21 protein-coding genes are annotated in these 17,671 nt (G+C 42.0%); 2 read left to right on the plus strand and 19 right to left on the minus strand.

Annotated elements, in window-relative coordinates; all coding sequences use genetic code 11:
• Positions 1-57: 57 nt before the first annotated feature.
• The 6 genes from LPB220_RS08110 to LPB220_RS08135 form a co-directional block, all read right to left on the minus strand.
• Entirely contained in the window at positions 58-600 is a 543-nt protein-coding gene (locus LPB220_RS08110; RefSeq protein ID WP_150906408.1) for a hypothetical protein, read from the minus strand.
• A gap of 124 nt (positions 601-724) precedes the next feature.
• Positions 725-1,474: a hypothetical protein gene (locus tag LPB220_RS08115; RefSeq protein ID WP_150906409.1), complete on the minus strand. Its 750-nt coding sequence runs from the start codon at positions 1,472-1,474 to the stop codon at positions 725-727.
• 32 nt (positions 1,475-1,506) lie between these two features.
• Positions 1,507-1,989, minus strand: coding sequence for a hypothetical protein (locus LPB220_RS08120; RefSeq protein WP_150906410.1), 483 nt, complete (start codon positions 1,987-1,989; stop codon positions 1,507-1,509).
• A complete protein-coding gene (locus tag LPB220_RS08125) occupies positions 1,982-2,914 on the minus strand; it encodes a hypothetical protein (RefSeq protein ID WP_225305909.1) in 933 nt (310 codons plus the stop codon). The genes LPB220_RS08120 and LPB220_RS08125 overlap by 8 nt, the downstream gene beginning before the upstream one ends.
• Positions 2,915-2,960: 46 nt before the next feature.
• Positions 2,961-4,223 (minus strand): hypothetical protein, encoded by a 1,263-nt coding sequence (locus LPB220_RS08130; protein ID WP_150906411.1) that lies wholly within the window; start codon positions 4,221-4,223, stop codon positions 2,961-2,963.
• 166 nt (positions 4,224-4,389) lie between these two features.
• Positions 4,390-5,310, minus strand: coding sequence for a multidrug resistance efflux transporter family protein (locus LPB220_RS08135; RefSeq protein ID WP_150906412.1), 921 nt, complete (start codon positions 5,308-5,310; stop codon positions 4,390-4,392).
• A 174-nt stretch (positions 5,311-5,484) separates the two neighbouring features.
• Between LPB220_RS08135 and LPB220_RS08140 the strand changes: the two genes are divergently transcribed.
• On the plus strand, positions 5,485-6,330 hold the full coding sequence (locus tag LPB220_RS08140; protein ID WP_024054832.1) for a peptidylprolyl isomerase: 846 nt from the start codon (positions 5,485-5,487) through the stop codon (positions 6,328-6,330).
• Positions 6,331-6,363: 33 nt separating this feature from the next.
• Here the strand turns inward: LPB220_RS08140 and LPB220_RS08145 are convergent, their stop codons facing one another.
• From LPB220_RS08145 to tmk, 8 genes are all read right to left on the minus strand, one after another.
• A complete protein-coding gene (locus LPB220_RS08145) occupies positions 6,364-7,905 on the minus strand; it encodes an ABC-F family ATP-binding cassette domain-containing protein (RefSeq protein WP_003005197.1) in 1,542 nt (513 codons plus the stop codon).
• Between the two features lie 363 nt (positions 7,906-8,268).
• Positions 8,269-8,622 (minus strand): arsenate reductase family protein, encoded by a 354-nt coding sequence (locus LPB220_RS08150; protein WP_003013024.1) that lies wholly within the window; start codon positions 8,620-8,622, stop codon positions 8,269-8,271.
• Between the two features lie 5 nt (positions 8,623-8,627).
• Positions 8,628-9,119, minus strand: a complete 492-nt coding sequence (locus tag LPB220_RS08155; RefSeq protein WP_070466364.1) for a methylated-DNA--[protein]-cysteine S-methyltransferase — start codon at positions 9,117-9,119, stop codon at positions 8,628-8,630.
• Positions 9,103-9,684 (minus strand): GNAT family N-acetyltransferase, encoded by a 582-nt coding sequence (locus LPB220_RS08160; RefSeq protein WP_150906413.1) that lies wholly within the window; start codon positions 9,682-9,684, stop codon positions 9,103-9,105. Before LPB220_RS08160 ends, LPB220_RS08155 begins: the two co-directional genes overlap by 17 nt.
• A 17-nt stretch (positions 9,685-9,701) precedes the next feature.
• Positions 9,702-10,559 carry a 16S rRNA (cytidine(1402)-2'-O)-methyltransferase gene (rsmI, locus tag LPB220_RS08165; protein WP_003008262.1) on the minus strand — a complete coding sequence of 286 codons (858 nt, stop codon included), beginning with the start codon at positions 10,557-10,559 and terminating at the stop codon, positions 9,702-9,704.
• A 2-nt stretch (positions 10,560-10,561) separates the two neighbouring features.
• Positions 10,562-10,882: a DNA replication initiation control protein YabA gene (gene yabA / locus LPB220_RS08170; protein ID WP_003005416.1), complete on the minus strand. Its 321-nt coding sequence runs from the start codon at positions 10,880-10,882 to the stop codon at positions 10,562-10,564.
• Positions 10,883-10,891: 9 nt separating this feature from the next.
• A complete protein-coding gene (locus tag LPB220_RS08175; protein WP_150906414.1) occupies positions 10,892-11,785 on the minus strand; it encodes a DNA polymerase III subunit delta' in 894 nt (297 codons plus the stop codon).
• Complete coding sequence (tmk, locus tag LPB220_RS08180) at positions 11,782-12,420, minus strand: dTMP kinase (protein WP_003008266.1); 639 nt, start codon at positions 12,418-12,420, stop codon at positions 11,782-11,784. Before tmk ends, LPB220_RS08175 begins: the two co-directional genes overlap by 4 nt.
• Before the next feature lie 149 nt (positions 12,421-12,569).
• On the opposite strand from tmk, the gene LPB220_RS08185 reads away from it, so the two are divergent.
• A complete protein-coding gene (locus LPB220_RS08185) occupies positions 12,570-13,457 on the plus strand; it encodes a YitT family protein (RefSeq protein WP_150906415.1) in 888 nt (295 codons plus the stop codon).
• A gap of 42 nt (positions 13,458-13,499) precedes the next feature.
• On the opposite strand, the gene LPB220_RS08190 is transcribed toward LPB220_RS08185, so the two are convergent.
• The 5 genes from LPB220_RS08190 to LPB220_RS08210 form a co-directional block, all read right to left on the minus strand.
• On the minus strand, positions 13,500-14,156 hold the full coding sequence (locus LPB220_RS08190) for a CBS domain-containing protein (RefSeq protein WP_003005183.1): 657 nt from the start codon (positions 14,154-14,156) through the stop codon (positions 13,500-13,502).
• A gap of 174 nt (positions 14,157-14,330) precedes the next feature.
• The gene (locus LPB220_RS08195) at positions 14,331-15,041 is read right to left on the minus strand and encodes an ABC transporter ATP-binding protein (RefSeq protein ID WP_003005434.1); all 711 of its coding nucleotides are present in this window, start codon (positions 15,039-15,041) and stop codon (positions 14,331-14,333) included.
• The gene (locus tag LPB220_RS08200; RefSeq protein WP_003005595.1) at positions 15,041-15,805 is read right to left on the minus strand and encodes an ABC transporter ATP-binding protein; all 765 of its coding nucleotides are present in this window, start codon (positions 15,803-15,805) and stop codon (positions 15,041-15,043) included. The genes LPB220_RS08195 and LPB220_RS08200 overlap by 1 nt, the downstream gene beginning before the upstream one ends.
• Positions 15,805-16,752, minus strand: coding sequence for a branched-chain amino acid ABC transporter permease (locus tag LPB220_RS08205; protein WP_003008278.1), 948 nt, complete (start codon positions 16,750-16,752; stop codon positions 15,805-15,807). Before LPB220_RS08205 ends, LPB220_RS08200 begins: the two co-directional genes overlap by 1 nt.
• Before the next feature lie 3 nt (positions 16,753-16,755).
• Positions 16,756-17,625: a branched-chain amino acid ABC transporter permease gene (locus tag LPB220_RS08210; RefSeq protein ID WP_021153669.1), complete on the minus strand. Its 870-nt coding sequence runs from the start codon at positions 17,623-17,625 to the stop codon at positions 16,756-16,758.
• Positions 17,626-17,671 lie beyond the last annotated feature (46 nt).

A 17,671-nucleotide genomic window follows, 5' to 3' on the forward strand; every position in this document is an offset into this window, starting at 1 on the left:
AACCATTTCCAAACATTTGAAACATAAAGCACAAAACAGCACCGAGTAGGCACTGTTTTAGATGTTTTTCTTGGGGTGGCGGTCAATGATGGCTTGATAGTCTTTCAGCGCTTGCTTTCCTTTGTCCGTCAACTGATAACCCCGAATTGTGAACTGCTCCGCCAGTTCTTCCTCCGTAAAATGGGCAGCCAAAGCTTGGTTCAAATCAGCTGCTTTCATCTTAGACAAACCCGCGACTCCCTTCTTTTTGAGAATGGCTTTTTTCATGGTCGCATTGATGTGGTCCAGCGAATCAAAAGCGGATTCAATAAAAGTATAGCCCTTCTCCACCAAAGCCTTCAAGTGTTCCGAAGCATGAATCCCATAGCTGTATTCAAAATACTTGGGAAACCAAGTCTCTGTCGTAAACGTTCCAAAATGGATCCGCCACAAGAGAATGATATCCCCTGCAAGCAAGCCATCTCGAAGGAGCTCCATATTTCGTTTGGAAACAGGTTTTGGATCTAACAACCAAGCTTCTAAATACCTCTCAGGAGAAATAAAGGGTTTCATCTCATGATCAGCGTGAAATTTTTCCATTACATCTGCAATAGTCGTCATAAGTCTCTCCTATCTATCATTGACTGTATCATAACAAAATAAAAAGAACCTGTCGATCAAGAAAGCTTCCTGATGACAGGTGCCTAATGTAAAATGGATTTCACTCAGACTTTTTCCTATTTTGTTAAATAGATTTTAAACTGTCATATTTTTCTTTGTATTGTTCGTAGTACAAAAATAGGTAGTAACCCCCTACTATTTCTAAAAAGAAGACATAAAGAGCAACAGCCATAATAGCGGGGCAGAATGGCGTTAAGATAGCATCAATGCTCCCTCTTACATTTGTATTGTTTGAACGATCAAACAATACAAAACCCGCTGTAACTCCACTTCCTCCCAAGATCAATAATTGATCTGTCATTTTTTCTGTTGCTAGGGCAGCCAAGGAAGCATAGGGTTTTCTTTCTTCAACTGCAGTCTTTATCTTTTTAGGGACCTTCCTAAAGAGATATATCACAACAACTATCGTTAATCCAGCTGATAAAAAACCGAGAAGTTTTCTGCAAAAAATCCCAATTAATACAAATCCTAATTCCATAAATAGTAATAGAAGGTACATATAACAATAAGTTAGATATTTCAAGATCATTTTTTTCTTTCGATATTTAAACGAATAGAAAATGTAGACCAAATAAAATAAAAGTAGAACAAACAAAAGAGGTAAATTTAACCATTGATAGGCAACATCCCCATCTCCATCTAATCTTATTCCCTTAAAGACTGCTGGAAGAAGGATATAAAGTAGATAGACTATTGCAGAAAATAAAGGCATACCAATAAATCTTTTCCAATTTCCCTTATCGTTAAAGCGACTAATAATGGTCTCATTTACGAAGGATTGACTTTCTTCAAATGAGTAAGTAAAAAGTTTCATATTTCTCCCTTTTAGATTCAATCTGTCACTCACTAGTCCTGACTATCACTCGTAGGCACTTCAATATCAGGCACATCGATTACATTATTGACTTGGATATTATCTTGTTGATCCTTCAGATTTGTCTGTGAGGTTTGTGGTTTGTATAGTGAGAAAAAGCATACGCCAATCACCAATAGACTCGCTCCAAGGACGCAAAGTCTCTTGACATGCCAAGCCATCGGCAAGGGAATTTTCGCTCGAATACCTGATTTCTTGACCCAATCCGGATGATCTCGCATGACACGATTAGCTGCCATCAGAGGCATCAGGTAGCCAAAGAGCGCAATGACCGTTGTCAAACCAATAACCCGAAAACGATTCTGATTAGATGGAGAAACATGGTTCACTTCCATCAGGACCATGCCCGTAATCACCAAAATAATGACCAGTAATAAGCCCAAAGATCCCCATAGACCTTCCCTACGGTAGCATTTCAATTCATCAAATGACATCTCGTTAAAATTCTTATTCATTCTTTAACAACTCCTTATATTTCTTCAGGTATTTCTTGCCATACCACTCTTCTACAGTTTTACCTTCCCACTCACGATATTCTTCAGGATATTTTAATTTGTAGTAGCCTTGCAACATATAGGGAAACATGAAATATATTTCAAAAGCAGAAACCAGTATATCGAAAATTAGAAATAAAAATAAAATCCACAATCTTCCAACCAAATTATCTGCATTTCTTATTGAATCCGAATATATCCTACGAAAAATTATCCAGAGTGCTACAACTATTCCACCATACTTGACAATAAATCTAAATACACTATTAAACACTCTATCGGTCGGACTCTCTATTCCAGTACCACCATATAATAATTTAAGTAATGATATAGACTTAGCATGTATCAGGTAAATTATCGTAAATAGAATCAAACCTTCCATGGCAAATAACCCTAAATATTCAACTAAACCATAAAGTAAATTCAACAATAGAAGATTTAACTCAACTAGAAGCCATATTATAAAGGAAACCATAACATGAAACTGACCTCTATAGATCAAAATGAACTGTTGGTTGAATCGCTTTCCTAATATAATCAGCAAAATCCATATTGCCAGCCCCATCCAAAATACCCAGTATGGAAGAAAATTAATTTCGGGCAAGCGTACTGTTAAATCTCTAGGATTAGCATGGTAAAATAAATAATCATTTAAAGCAACAATTAACCAATTGGGACCGATTATAAATAAGATCGTCAAAAATACTAGCCAGACATATGATTTCAAAGCCCCTCTATATTTTTCTTTTTTTAGAGCATCCTGATAATTTTCCTGAGCAAATTTTCCCGAAATGCCATCATCTAATAAATTCAAACTCTCTTCAAAACTGGCTTTAAAGATCGATTGTTTTTTCAATTTTCTTGAATCCAATTTTTGATTTTTCATCTCAATCTTCTCAATTCACTTTCTAGATCACATTGTTTGTCATTTTTCAATGTTTCTCAACTCTGACCGTTCCTTTTTCGTAGCCGTCATACATCGGGCTATTCTTGCTCACATAAGTGCGAATATCATGTGAGGAGTCAGACTGCTCAAAAAGCGATAGAGAACCCCATTGCAACATTCCATGATACTGTTTTCCATCAACAGTCAGCTCGATATCTTCCCTATCGAAAGAATACGTCTTTTCCTCACCACTCTCCCTCACTATCACATGATCTCCATCAATCTTGATCCAGGATTCTTTATTGAGCGAAGCAGTTTTGGTCTCCATATTGGCAACCGACAAATAATAGACCCCATTAATTGGCAGATTGCTCTCCACTAAGTTCATAATGATCGCTCCAACAAAAAGAATCGGAATAATCAACAATAGCCATTTCCATTTCTTCCTCCCCTTCTTTTTTGGAAGTTCCGTCTCAGGAAGAGGCAGATCAGCTGTTAGAGTCGCAAGTCTCTCAGACTCCAGCTTTGGATCTAGCATAAGAGCAGATAAAGAGTGATCTTCACTCGCTAACCATTGCTTGGCCATCTGGACAAAATACAGACGCTCATCTTCTTGCGCTATCTCTTCAAATAAAGAAACAGCCAGCTCCATATCTCCCTTTAAATAGGTATTTAATCCTTTAAAATAACGATTTTCTAAGCGTTGAAAAGCCTGTGAACCGGTCACATGATCAAAATAATCATTGGGTTGCTGGTCCACAAGGATGTCATAGATGGCCAGTTGCTTCTGAATAACTTCTTCTTTTTCTGCTTCATTCTTGAAGGGAACATAGGTAAACTTCTTCTGAATATCTTCCTTGCTGATGGCTTTTCCTGAAAGTAGGGAAGATTTTACGAAAATTCCCAAGAGGGATGAACGATCAGTCCTAGCTATGTTTTGATTTTGTAAAAACTCTATTCGATCGATTGCAGATGAGAAATCTCCAATCATGTAGCAATATATTACACTAGCAAGATGGGCAGCTTTTTTGCTTATACTAAATCTAGCACGACTTCCAGATTGTGCACATTCATGCCAAAAATCTATCCCCGAGGAAACATTTAAAATCTTAAGACATTCTTTTCCAAACCATCTATTCATCAAAACATAAAGAAGGAATATAAGACCAAGCACTACTAGCAAGGTATTCGAATAAAAGTCTTGATGATCCGGATACAGACTAGATAAATAGAAATGGCCTACAAATAAACTGATAATCCCAATCCAGAGTATTATGACATATTTTTTTCTTAATTTGCTATAACTCATTTAATGATACCTCTTTTAGTGTTATCTCCCATCATACCGAATTTTCCATCTCTACGCAACTTCCTTCTTAATTAGTGATTTAGACCAAAAAAACACCCTCGTGGGTGTTAGCATTGACAGACTGAACCGCGATATCATCTTTTATGTTCTACTTTTCTACCACTATCTATTCTGAAGAAGTCATCAGACTATTTCCCACTATACCGACGATCACAATGAAGACCCCTAAAAATCCTAGTGGGGTTGGGATCTGATCTCCCAGAAAGAGACAGCCTCCAAATAGGGTGAAGAGGACCTCGCCGGCCTGGGTAGCTTCAACAACAGCTAACTGCTGATGATTATGTTTCACCAAGTTGGTTGCTTCGAAAAAGAGCATGGTTGCGATAACTCCTGAAAATACAGCTACGATCAAGGATTGGAGCATTTGCCCACCTGATGGCAAGCCTGCATCTATTCCTGCAAAGACGGCTAAGAGCAACCAAAAGGGAACACTCATTAAGGTCATCCCAAAGACCCGTTGGGTCGTTGATAATTGTTCTTCTTTACAATGAGCCAGCATCTTGCGATTTCCCAATGGATAGGAAAAAGCCGCGATCAAAATTAAGATACTAGCTCGCACAACACCTTCTCCGAGACCTCGTCCAAAATATGGAATTTGAATCAATACGATTCCTAACAAAATCAGCAAAGTCATTCCTAACTGTTTTCCTGGAATCTTTTGGCCAAAAAGTGGGGTCAAGAGGAGACCTGCTAAAATCGTAATCTGCCAGGTCGCAGCCACAAACCATGATTCTCCATAGATAGAAGCCATCGATAAGGGCGCATAAAAGAGACCAAAGCCGACCGTACTCCAGAGTAACCAAGTCCACGGGGCTCGCGCAATTGCTGACAAGACACCCTTCAACTCGCCTTTCTGCCAGACTAATACAGCCATCATGGGCAAACTAAAAAGGTAACGCAAACTAGCACTCCACATCCAGGAACCACCTGCCAGGTTCATGCTTCGATTAAAAATAAAGGTAAATGCAAAAAAGAGAGCACCTAGGATACCAAACCAAAGGGCTCTCGCAAAATGTGATGATTTCATTTTTTGATGATCGTTCTCCTGTAGTCATCCTATTATACAAAAATTTTAAAATAGCCGCATCCATTTTCTGTAAATTTTCAAAATAGTGTTTTCGCCTTAAATTCTATCCAGATTTGAAAGTATCGTAAAATTAAGGTACAATAGAGAAAGACAACTATGTTGGAAAGGAAGAATATGAAAAAATTAATCGCACTACTATTATTTTCCGGCTTGGCTTTGACAGCTTGTTCGTCCAATAAGACAGACGCTAACTCTTCAAGCTCAAGCAAAGAAAAGACAGAGCAGACAGCAACTTCTAGCTCTAGTGAAAAAGATCAAAAGAAAATTGAAGAAGAACAAAAGAAATTAGAACAACTGCGCAAAGATTTTAACGACGCCATGACCAATGAAAATGCCGTCTTCCCACAACTATCAACTGACGTGGCTGAAGATGAAGCGGAGGTTAAAATCACTACGACTGAAGGCGATATCACTGTGAAGCTCTTCCCTAAATATGCGCCCCTTGCAGTTGAAAACTTCTTGACCCATGCAAAAGAAGGCTACTACAATGGCTTGCTTTTCCACCGTGTTATTAACAACTTTATGATCCAAACTGGGGATCCTAAAGGAGACGGTACGGGTGGCGAATCTATCTGGAAGGGCAAAGACAAATCCAAAGATTCAGGTACTGGTTTTGAGAATGAGTATTCTCCATACCTTTACAACCTTCGTGGAGCCCTTGCCATGGCCAATTCTGGTCCAAATACCAATGGTAGTCAATTCTATATCAACCAAAATAAGGATGATATTTCAAGTAAACTTCCAACTGATCGTTTCCCGGCTAAGATCATCGATGCTTATAAAAATGGTGGAAATCCAACCCTCGATGGTGGTAACTACACTGTATTTGGCCAAGTGATCGATGGCATGGATGTGGTGGATAAAATCGCCTCTGCCGAAACCGATGATAAGGACAAACCAAAAACAGATATCAAGATTGAAAAAATCGAGATATTAAAAGACTACAATTTCAAGAAATAATGAAAAGAGAACCACGAGGTTCTCTTTTTGTCTTTACGTCAATTCATTAAAGTCCCAGATTTGGTCCATCCAGCCTTCATAGAAGTCTGGCTCGTGGCAAACCATGAGAATCGATCCCTTGTACTCTTTCAGAGCCCGTTTCAATTCTTCTTTGGCATCCACATCCAAGTGGTTGGTAGGTTCATCTAGTACCAAGACATTGTTTTCACGGTTCATCAAGAGACAGAAGCGTACCTTGGCTTGCTCTCCACCGGATAGCACCTGGATTTGGCTCTCGATATGTTTGGTGGTCAAGCCACAGCGGGCAAGGGCGGCACGAACTTCTGCTTGGTTGAGAGCCGGAAAGGCATTCCAGACTGCTTCAAGCGGTGTCTGGCGATTGCCACCTTCGACCTCTTGCTCGAAGTAACCAAGTTCTAAGTAATCTCCCCGCTCTACTTCTCCAGCAATCGGTGGGATGATTCCCAGCAAACTCTTCAAGAGAGTGGTTTTCCCGATCCCGTTGGCCCCGATAATGGCTACCTTTTGATTGCGTTCAAAGGTTAGGTTCAAAGGCTTGGTCAACGGACGGTCATAGCCAATCTGAAGATCCTTGGCTTGGAAGATAAAGCGACCAGGAGTCCGGGCATTTTTAAATTCAAAGGATGGCTTTGGTTTCTCACTTTGCAACTCAATGAGTTCCATCTTGTCAAGCTTCTTCTGACGAGACATGGCCATATTCCGTGTCGCCACACGCGCCTTATTGCGGGCTACGAAATCTTTCAAATCAGCAATCTCTTTTTGCTGACGCTCATAAGCCGCTTCCAATTGCGATTTTTTCATTTCATAAACTTCAAGGAATTGGTAGTAGTCTCCTGAATAGCGGGTTAACTGCTGATTTTCCACATGGTAGACGATGTTGATCACATCATTCAAGAAAGGAATATCATGGGAAATGAGGACAAAGGCATTTTCATAATTCTGCAAATAGCGTTTGAGCCAATCGATGTGCTCTGCATCTAAGTAGTTGGTCGGCTCGTCCAAGAGAAGGATATCTGGTTTTTCAAGGAGCAATTTGGCCAAGAGGACCTTGGTCCGTTGCCCACCTGACAAGGAGGTCACATCCGTATCCATGCCAAAGTCCATGACGCCAAGAGCACGCGCCACTTCATCAATCTTGGCATCCAAGGTATAAAAATCACGACTTTCTAGACGCTCTTGGAGTTCTCCAACCTCTTCCATCAGAGCATCGACATCGGCTCCCTCTTCCGCCATGGCCATATAGAGGTCATTGATGCGAGCTTCAGCTGTGAACAACTCATCAAAAGCGGTCCGTAAAACATCGCGAACCGTTTGTCCTTCTTCTAAGACCGAATGCTGATCCAGGTAACCTGCCGTCACATACTTAGACCACTCCACCTTGCCTTCGTCAGGTTGCATCTTACCAGTCACGATGCTCATGAAGGTCGATTTTCCCTCACCATTGGCCCCGACAAGACCGATATGCTCTCCCTTTAGCAAACGGAAGGACACATCCTCAAAAATCGCACGATCCCCAAAACCGTGACTCAAATTTTTCACTTCTAAAATACTCATGCTTGACTCTCTTTCATTGATTTCACTCGTATGATTATATCATCTTCACTGCAAAATGAAAAGGGAGCCCAACTCCCTTTAGAATATATATAAATAAATTATAAGTAAGATAGGTTACGCGATTTTGTCAAGAAATCAAAATAAGTTCTAACTTATGAATCTCATAAAGAATATACCGAAACTTTCCGCCGTGAGAAAAGTGCTAGAAACATTATTGTTTCTAGCACTCGGGAGTTTTGAGACCTTAGGCTCAAAACTAAGTCATGGAACTTCTTTGAAGTTCGCTGACGTCCGTACTCACCCAAGGAAAGCTTCTGGCATACCTTTATTATAGATCTGAAGAAAATCCAACTCCCTTTTCTTTTACAAACCTAAGTCTGCGTATGGTTTTCGGTAGCCCACTTGAACAACTTTTCCGTCTTTGACAAGCAAAGGCCGCTTGATCAGCATACCGTCTGAAGCAAGGAGATCCGCCGCTTCTTTCACTGTCAGTTGATCCACCTTATCTTTCAAACCGAGTTCCCGGTATTTCATTCCGCTAGTATTGAAGAAAGACTTGATTGGTAGGCCAGAAGCTGCCATCCAGTCTTGCAATTCTTGGCTAGTCGGTGTTTCTGTGACGATGTTTTGGCTTTGAAACTCACATTGGAGACCGTCCAATTCTGATTTAGCCTTTCGACAAGTCGAACATTTTGGGTATTCAATAAATGTATACATCGATTTTATTTCTCCTTCCAGGTAATTCCTTCATGGTGTAAGAGCCAGCGTTTGCGATCGAGTCCAGATGCATAGCCCGTCAGTTGTCCATCTTTTCCCATCACGCGGTGGCAAGGGACTAAGATCGTCAAGGGATTGCGTCCAACAGCCTGTCCCACGGCTTGGGCTGAACCACAAGAAAGATCCTGGGCCAGCTGGCCATAGGTCTTGGTCTCACCATATGGGATCTCTCGCAATAACTGCCACACCCGCTCTTGAAAAGCTGTCCCTTGCGGTGCTAGTGGAAAGCTGATAGCGATTGGATCCCCCGCAAAATAGTGGTCCAACCACTCCTTCACCTTCTCATGGAAGGGATGGACCTGCTCCAGCGCCCCATAGGGATCAGTCGCCTCCTCTTTCGGATCATAAAAATCAAGCTCAACAAGGCCTTCTTCACTGACAATGATCGAAAGAAGCCCCATAGGGCTTTCATAAAATTGTTTAAGATAGAGAGTCATTGTAGGCCGCTTCTGCTCTTTGGTCCCAGCGGTCCTCTTCTGAGACCACTTGGAATAGACTAGTTTCTGCTTTTCGTTTGATCTTTTGATAAGCCAGACGGACTCCATCAATAGGGACCTTTCCACAATAATGGTAGCCCAATTTTTCAAGCAAATGCTGCATCACCAGATTATCCGGGTGCGTATCGCAACGGAAATCTGGCCCTTTTTCCCCTTCGATTAAACCTTGAAGGAAGGTCTGCGCTACCCCTTTGCCAGCAGCTTCTTTGGCTACAGCGACCCGGTGAAAAGTGACATACATATAGTTGTCATGCTCCCACTTACCATCATAAATCTCATTGTAAGCCGCTTCGTTGCCCTTGTAGACAGCTGCATAGGTCACGACTTCCTGATCTTCAACGGCGACATAGCCACGACTTTCTAGAATATCCTCAAAAATGATCTCTTCATCTGGATAGCCATCCTGCCACTGGTCGACCTGTCTTTGAGCCAGGCTTTCCTTGGCATCTTGGATAATTTCCATAATTCGCTTAATCTCGTTGGGATAAGCCATTCTAATTTCCATCCTGCTTCCAACCTTTCCTAGTCTTGATGGTAACGAGCATAGAGCTCACTCTTTTGCAGGCCATATTGTTTGGCGACCTGTTTAATTGCTTGATTTTTCTTCATGCCCTCTTGGACCAAGGTGTCGATCTCTTGAATCAAGTCGACCTCTTCTAGGTCTAGCTCTTCTTCCTTGGCTCCTTCGACGATCAAGAGACACTCCCCTTTGAGGGGATTTTCTTCAAGAAATGCGACTAACTCAGAAATACTGCCACGAGTATATTCCTCGTAGATCTTGGTCAATTCACGAACCAGGACGACCGAACGATCCCCATAGACAGCCAACATATTCTCTAAGGTCGCCTTCACCCGATGGGGCGACTCATAAAAGATCTGAGTCTCAGGATAGGCCACTTTTTCTTGGAAAAAAGCCTTCTGTTGCCCCTCTTTGCGAGGCAGAAATCCATAAAAAATATGAGGTTGAGGGGCTAGGCCACTGGCAATCAAACCCGTTATACCTGCACTAGGACCAGGCACAGCTACGACAGGAATCTCGCGTTCAATCGCTGCCTTGACCAAATCATGACCAGGGTCAGAGATACTAGGGAGTCCTGCATCTGAGACTTGCGCCACATCCTTTCCGGATTCTAAATGGGCGATCAAATCTGGAATTTTCTCCATGGCATTATGCTCATGAAAGCTAGTCTGGGGTGTCGCAATCTCAAAATGCTTGAGCAAGAGGCCTGTATTTCTAGTATCCTCAGCTGCAATCAAGTCCACATCCTTTAAGGTCTGGACCATGCGGTAACTCATATCCTCACGGTTACCGATCGGTGTTGGGACCAGGTAAAGCACCCCAGTTTTCTTTTCCCCTTTAAAACTTCGTTGGATCTGCATGCTTACTCCCTAAATAACAACTCGTCACAAAACATACACTCTTCATCGTTCTCACGGCGTTGACCGTAGGAATAAGTGCAAATATGAAAACCATCATTGTAAATACGTTGCAAATTTTCACGACCATGGTGTTGGGACTTTGCGGATGAAGTCTTCTCAACTTCCCCCAAACGCTCTCTCAATTTATCATTTTCTAAGCGAAGAGCTGTATTTTCTTCGATGACTTGTTTCAAATTTTTCTTGATGGCTTCGACTTCAGCCAAGGTGACCAACAAATTCTGAGAAAAGCCGTCTAAAGCATCAAATAATTCTTTTTTATTCATTCTGACTCCTTAACTTTCTAAGCTCAAAACCATATATTCTAGAGCATTTTGAAAAGAAACATTGGCCTTCCACATCCTGCGAGCAAGACTCAATTTCTCAAGCAACTGCTGGGAGCGACTCAAGCACAACTGCTCTTCTAAAGCCAACTCCATCAAACGAAAGGCCTGGCTTTGTTTTTCCTTATCATCTGCTAGGCTCACTAAGCGGGTCACTTCCAAATAAGCACGATTTAAATTGGATTGACAACGTTCGATGAATTGATCACAAATTTTGGCCAGTTCAAAAAAAGTGGCATTCCTTTTTTGCTGCTCTGCTTCTTCGAGACTAAAACTAAAACGAGCTACTAAATTTGCCTGTGATTTGATCAAGCCTTCTTTTTCTAGCAGTTCGGTTAGGTAGGCTTGCTTTTTAGGAAAATGGACCTGCTGGGCCCGACTCTTGATGGTCGGTAAGATCAAGTTTTCATCGGATGTCAACAAGAAGAGATAGATCTCACTCTGGGGCTCCTCCATGACTTTTAAGAGAGAATTGGCCGCATTGGTATGCATCTTATCCGCATCTTGGACGATAAAGACCTGCCGACTGCCTTCAAATCCTGATTGAGAAAAGTCTTGAACGAGCGAACGAATGCGGTCGGTCTTAATGATCTGGTTGACTGGACGCACGATCTTTACGTCTGAGAATTCTTCTTTTTCAATCAAGCGGCAGGAACGGCATTTGCCACAAGGCCAGACTCCCTGCAAATCTTGGCAAAATTGACTTTGAGCTAGCAAGAGGGCCATCTCAAAACTGGCAAAAGAGCCTGTAAAGAGATAAGCATGACTGAGCTGTTTGTGTTCTAAGATCTGGGTGAAGCGCTCCACCAATTCTGGCTGGAGCTGTTGGATCTCTTCTAGCTTCATTTCAATATCCCCAAGCGATTTTCTAAAACAGCCAAGACATCCGCAAAGACTGCTTCAAAGGATTGACTAGCATCGATTTTCACAATGCGCTCTGGTTCCTTTTCATACAAGGCCAAATAACCCTGTCTTACTTTTTGGTGAAGCTCCAATCCTTCCAAATCCAAACGATTGACTTCCCGCTCTTGGTTTTTGGCAATTCGAGCGAGCCCTTCTTCGACATCCACATCAAAGTAAAGGGTGAGATCTGGTTTAAGACCATCTGTCGCAAATTGATTGAGCCACTCGATATCTTCCACACTCAGACCGCGACCATACCCTTGATAAGCGACCGAGCTATCAATAAAGCGGTCCATCAAGACGATTTTCCCAGCTGCAAGGGCCGGCAAGACACGTTCCACCAAATGCTGCCGGCGACTAGCAATATAAAGCAACAACTCTGTCTTGGCATCCATACTAGTATGGTCTGGATCTAAAATGACTTGGCGGATCTTTTCTGCAATGTCTACACCGCCTGGTTCACGGGTTGTAATAAAAGGAATTCCTTTTTCTTCAAGTAGAGGCAAAACGGCTTCTAGGACCGATGATTTCCCCGCTCCTTCTGGACCTTCAAATGAAATTAATGTACCGTTTACCATAGTATCCTCTTTCTAGTTTTCTTCTTTTTATTTTACCAAAAATAAGGGTAAAAATCTTGTATTTTAGGAGAGAAAATTTTTCAAAGTCATTTTCATTTTTTCACTTTTTTGTTACAATGTTCTTATAAAGTTTTAGGAGACAACCTATCATGTTTAAATTTAAAGATATTCTGGCTATCATCTTGGGGGCCGGCATTTTTTCATTTGGGATCTATTTTTTGGTCATTCCCTTTCACTTCTATGAAGGAGGAGCGACAGGGATTACCTTGATCACCTATTACCTCTTAAAAGTCCCCGTATCCCTGATGAACTTGCTGATCAATATTCCTCTCTTCGTTCTGGCTTGGAAACTGCTGGGCAAAAAATCTCTTTATCTGAGCTTACTGGGGACCTTTTCGGTTTCCGCTTGGATGGCGCTTTTTGAGGCCATGCCCCTCAGTCACCGCTACCATCACTTCATCTTTGACGCCTTTAAAGGAGATATTCTGCTTGCCTGTATCGCCTCAGGGGTTGTCCTTGGTTTGGGGCTAGGGATCATTTTCAATGCTGGAGGAACCACGGGAGGAACAGATATTCTCGCTCGCATCTTTAACAAATACACTTCCCTCAGTATGGGAAAACTCATGTTGATTGTAGATGCCATTGTTCTGATAACTGTTGTCGTTGTCTTCCAAGATGTCCGTACAGCTATGTATACCCTCTTCTTTATCCTGATTGACACCCTTGTGATCGACTTGATTGGAGAAGGTGGTTTTGCTGGAAAAGGTTTCCTTATCGTCACATCTAAACCAGAAGAAATTGCCAAAAAAGTATCCGACGATCTGGGTCGCGGGATTACCTTTATCCGCGGGATGGGCTATTACAGCCGTAAGGACCTGGATATTGTCTACTGTGTCGTTTCACGGAATGAGATGAAACAAATGAAAGACATCATCAATCAGATCGATCCATTCGCCTTCATCACCATTTCTGAAGCCCATGAAATTCTCGGCGAAGGCTTTACTTTAGATAAAGAAAAACAACCCATTACCCGTTAATAGAAAAAATCAGACTGGATTCTCATCTAGCCTGATTTTTTATTAAATAGCTTTTGCAGTTGTTCGAGTGATTTCATCGACTTTCAAACCGTTAGCTTCAAATTTACTACGGATTCCTTCTAGATCTGTCACCCCATCAATTTGGACTTCGATAACCACACGATCGTCTTTTGTTGGGATATTGACTGTATTGGCGATGTTATATCCTTCTTCTACAATCAAGTGAATGATTTGTTCTAGAACGCCAACCTTATCTTCTGTCACAAAGCGAACACGAACTCCTTCTTCTCCATAACCGGATACTTCAAGGAAAGCACGGAAAATATCACGGTCTGTGATGACACCGGATACTTGGTCATTGTCCACGACTGGAAGAATTCCCACCTTGTTCTTATACATGAGGTAGGTCGCATCTTCTAAGCTGGCAAATTTAGAGACGGTAATGACATCGCGAAGCATGACATCTTTAACCTTAGTCTTGTTCAACAGATAGTTCATCTCGAAAATAGACAAGCTTGTTGCTTTAGATGGACTTGCTTCTGCAATCGTACCTTCTGTCACCAAACCAACCAATTTATCGTTTTCAATGACTGGCAAACGGTGCAAACCTTGTTCGCGCATCAAATCTGCCGCGTGGGCAATTGTCGTATCTGGACTAATGTAAACCACTTTACGTGTCATAAAATCTTTAACAGCCATAACAAGTTCTCCTATGCTTTTATTAGTTTTATTATACTTGATTTTAAGAATGATTTCAAACGCTTTCAGCAGTTTTCTCTTGTTTTCAAAATTTAGAAAAATCAAACAAGAGAGATGAAAAAAGAAAGGTCTTCAAGACCTTTCTTTTTAATATTCTAGTGAACTTTAGAAATCTTACCCACCCAAATAAGCCTTGCGGACTTCTTCTGAAGCTAAGAGTTCTTTTCCTGTTCCGGTAAGAACGACTTTCCCTGTTTCCAAAACATAACCGCGGTCTGCGATGGCAAGGGCCTTGTTGGCATTTTGCTCGATCAAGAGAACAGTTGTCCCTTGTTTTTGGATATCTTGGATGATATCAAAGATTTCTTGGATAAAGATTGGAGCCAATCCCATAGAAGGTTCATCCAGAAGCAAGAGTTTTGGCGTTGACATAAGTGCACGACCCATTGCTAGCATTTGTTGTTCCCCACCAGATAGAGTTGCTGCATCTTGGTTCTTCCGTTCTTCCAAACGTGGGAAACGGGAGAAGACTTTCTTCAAGTTAGCTTGGTTTTCTTCTCGATCTTTCTTCAAGAAAGCGCCCATCTCCAAGTTTTCCATAACAGTTAAGCCTGGAAAGACGTGGCGGCCTTCTGGAACTTGAGAGAGTCCTGCTGCTACAATCTTTTGAGCCGGAACCTTTTGAATCTCCTGACCCAAAAACTCGATTTTCCCAGCACTTGGACGCACCAAACCTGAAATGGTACGAAGAATGGATGTTTTTCCAGCACCGTTAGCACCGATAAGAGAAACAACTTCCCCTTCGTTTACCTCGAAACTGACATCACGGACAGCCTGGATCATACCATAGTGTACAGAAAGATTTTCAACTTTTAACATAGACATTAGGCTTCACCTCCTAGATAGGCTTCGATTACGCGTTTGTTGGTCTTGATTTCATCTGGCGTACCATGGGCAATCAAGCGACCATATTCCAATACATAAATCCGTTCTGTTACTTCCATGACCAAGCTCATATCGTGCTCGATCAGCATAATCGTAATATTAAATTCTTTTTGAATGCGACGGATCAATTGGGTCAATTCTGCTGTTTCTTGAGGGTTCATCCCTGCAGCAGGTTCATCCAAGAAGAGGATTTTTGGCTCTGTAGCAAGGGCACGAACGATCTCCAAGTGACGTTGTTGTCCGTAAGCTAAGTTTTTGGCCAAGGTATCTGCTTCTTTTTCCAGACCAAAAATCGCTAACAATTCAAGAGCTTTTGCTTTCAACGCTTCTTCATTCTTGTAATAGCTTGGCAAGCGGAAAAGACTCGCAAAGACATGTGGTTTGTGGTGATTGGCAAAGGCAATCAAGACATTGTCCAAAACGCTCAAATCTTTAAAGAGACGAATATTTTGGAAAGTTCGTCCCAGACCACCAGCAGCGATTTTATAGGGTGCTTTTCCATTTAGCAGCTGACCATCTAAGGTAATGGTCCCTTCACTTGGTTCATATACCCCTGTTAGGAGGTTGAAGAGGGTTGTTTTCCCGGCACCGTTGGGTCCGATCAAACCAACCAATTCCCCTTCATTAAGTTCCATGGTCACATCCCCAACGGCTGTCAAACCACCAAAGTTTTTTGTTAAATTTTTTACTTCAAGAAGTGCCATTAGTTAGCCTCCTTTTTTGAGAGTAGTTTTTTCAAGCTGAATTCCCATGTTCCAAGAAGACCACCTGGACGGAAGATCATCACGAGAATCAAAGCCAATGAGTAAATGATCATACGTACACTTGAGAAGTCTTGAAGCACCATATTCAAGATACCCAAGACGATGGCTGCCACAACTGTTCCTGACATTGATCCCAAACCACCAAATACGACAATGATCAAGACATTAATGGTATTGGTGAAAGAGTAATCTTTAGGAACAACAGAGCCGATAAAGCCAGCTTGGAGAGATCCAGCAATCGCCGCTGTGATCGCACCAAATACAAAGGCGATGACTTTGACTTTGGTCGTATTGATCCCAACAGATTCTGCTGCGATTTCATCTTCACGAACAGAAAGGGTAGAGCGTCCAATTGGACTGCGTAAGAAGTTAATCGTAAAGATCGTTGTAATGACAACAAAGAGATAAACCAATTGCCAAGTTGTAAAGGCTGGCAAACCAAGGATCCCAGCAGCACCATTTGTTAGAGTACCACCATTGACGATCAAGATCCGAATGATTTCAGAAACCCCAAGTGTCGCAATCGCGAGGTAGTCCCCTTTCAAACGAAGGGTTGGAACCCCAACGATCAAGGCAACGACACCAGCAATCAAAGCACCTAAAACCATCGCACCAAAGAAAGCCCCATAGGTTGGTGATTTAGAACCGAGAATAGCTGCAGAGTAGGCACCAATCGCCATAAATCCGGCATGCCCAAGTGAGAATTGACCTGAGAAACCAACAATGAGGTTCAAGCCAACTGCAAGGATAATATTAATTCCGATTTGTTCTAAAATTTGGATATAGAAGAGGTTGAGCACACCCGCTGCAACCAAGACTTGGATCAAGGCAAAACCTGCGACCAAAAGACCAAGCCAGACTAAATTCACTTTTAAATTTTGTTTCATGGCTTACACCTTCTCTTTCACATTTTTACCGAGGATACCTGCTGGACGGATGAGCAAGATCACAATCAAGATGGCATACACAATGGCATCACGGAAGTCTGAAAGACCGATCGCTGTAGCGAAGGTTTCCAACAAACCGATCACAAATCCACCTAGGGCAGCACCTGGAATGATTCCGATTCCTCCAAGAACGGCTGCGACAAAGGCTTTGATCCCTGGTGTCATACCCATCAAAGGCTCGATCGAGTTGTAATACAAACCAATCAAGACACCACCAGCACCTGCCAAGGCTGATCCCAAAGCAAAGGTAAAGCTGATCGTACGGTTTACGTTAATCCCCATCAATTGAGCGGCATCACTATCGACAGATACAGCCCGCATGGCTTTCCCCATCTTTGTCTTTTGAATAATAAATTGAAGAGCGACCATCAAGAAAACAGACACTCCCAAGATCATCAACTGAATATTGGAGATTGAAATAGGACCGAAGTTGTAACGAACCGTTTTAATCACTTGCGGGAAGGAACGGGTATTGGCACCGACGAAGAAGACCATCCCATATTCGAGCAAGAAGGAAACCCCGATGGCTGTGATCAAGGCTGCAATCCGAGTCGAATGACGAAGCGGACGATAAGCCAGGTATTCAATTACAACCCCTAAAATAGCTGTCCCAACCATGGCTAGGAGCAAAGCTACAAAGAAGTTTACTTTCCACGAGTTCAATAAGAAATATCCCATAAAGGCACCTACCATGTAGATATCCCCATGGGCAAAGTTGATCAATTTGATAATTCCATACACCATGGTATAACCAAGGGCCAAGAGTGCATAGACACTTCCCAAGATTAGACCGTTCACTAATTGCTGGAGCATTTGAACCATCCTTTCTAACAATAAAGAGCGAGGCCAGGAATTTTCA

Origin of the sequence: Streptococcus sp. LPB0220 (assembly GCF_008727815.1) — a bacterium.
GTDB lineage: Bacteria > Bacillota > Bacilli > Lactobacillales > Streptococcaceae > Streptococcus.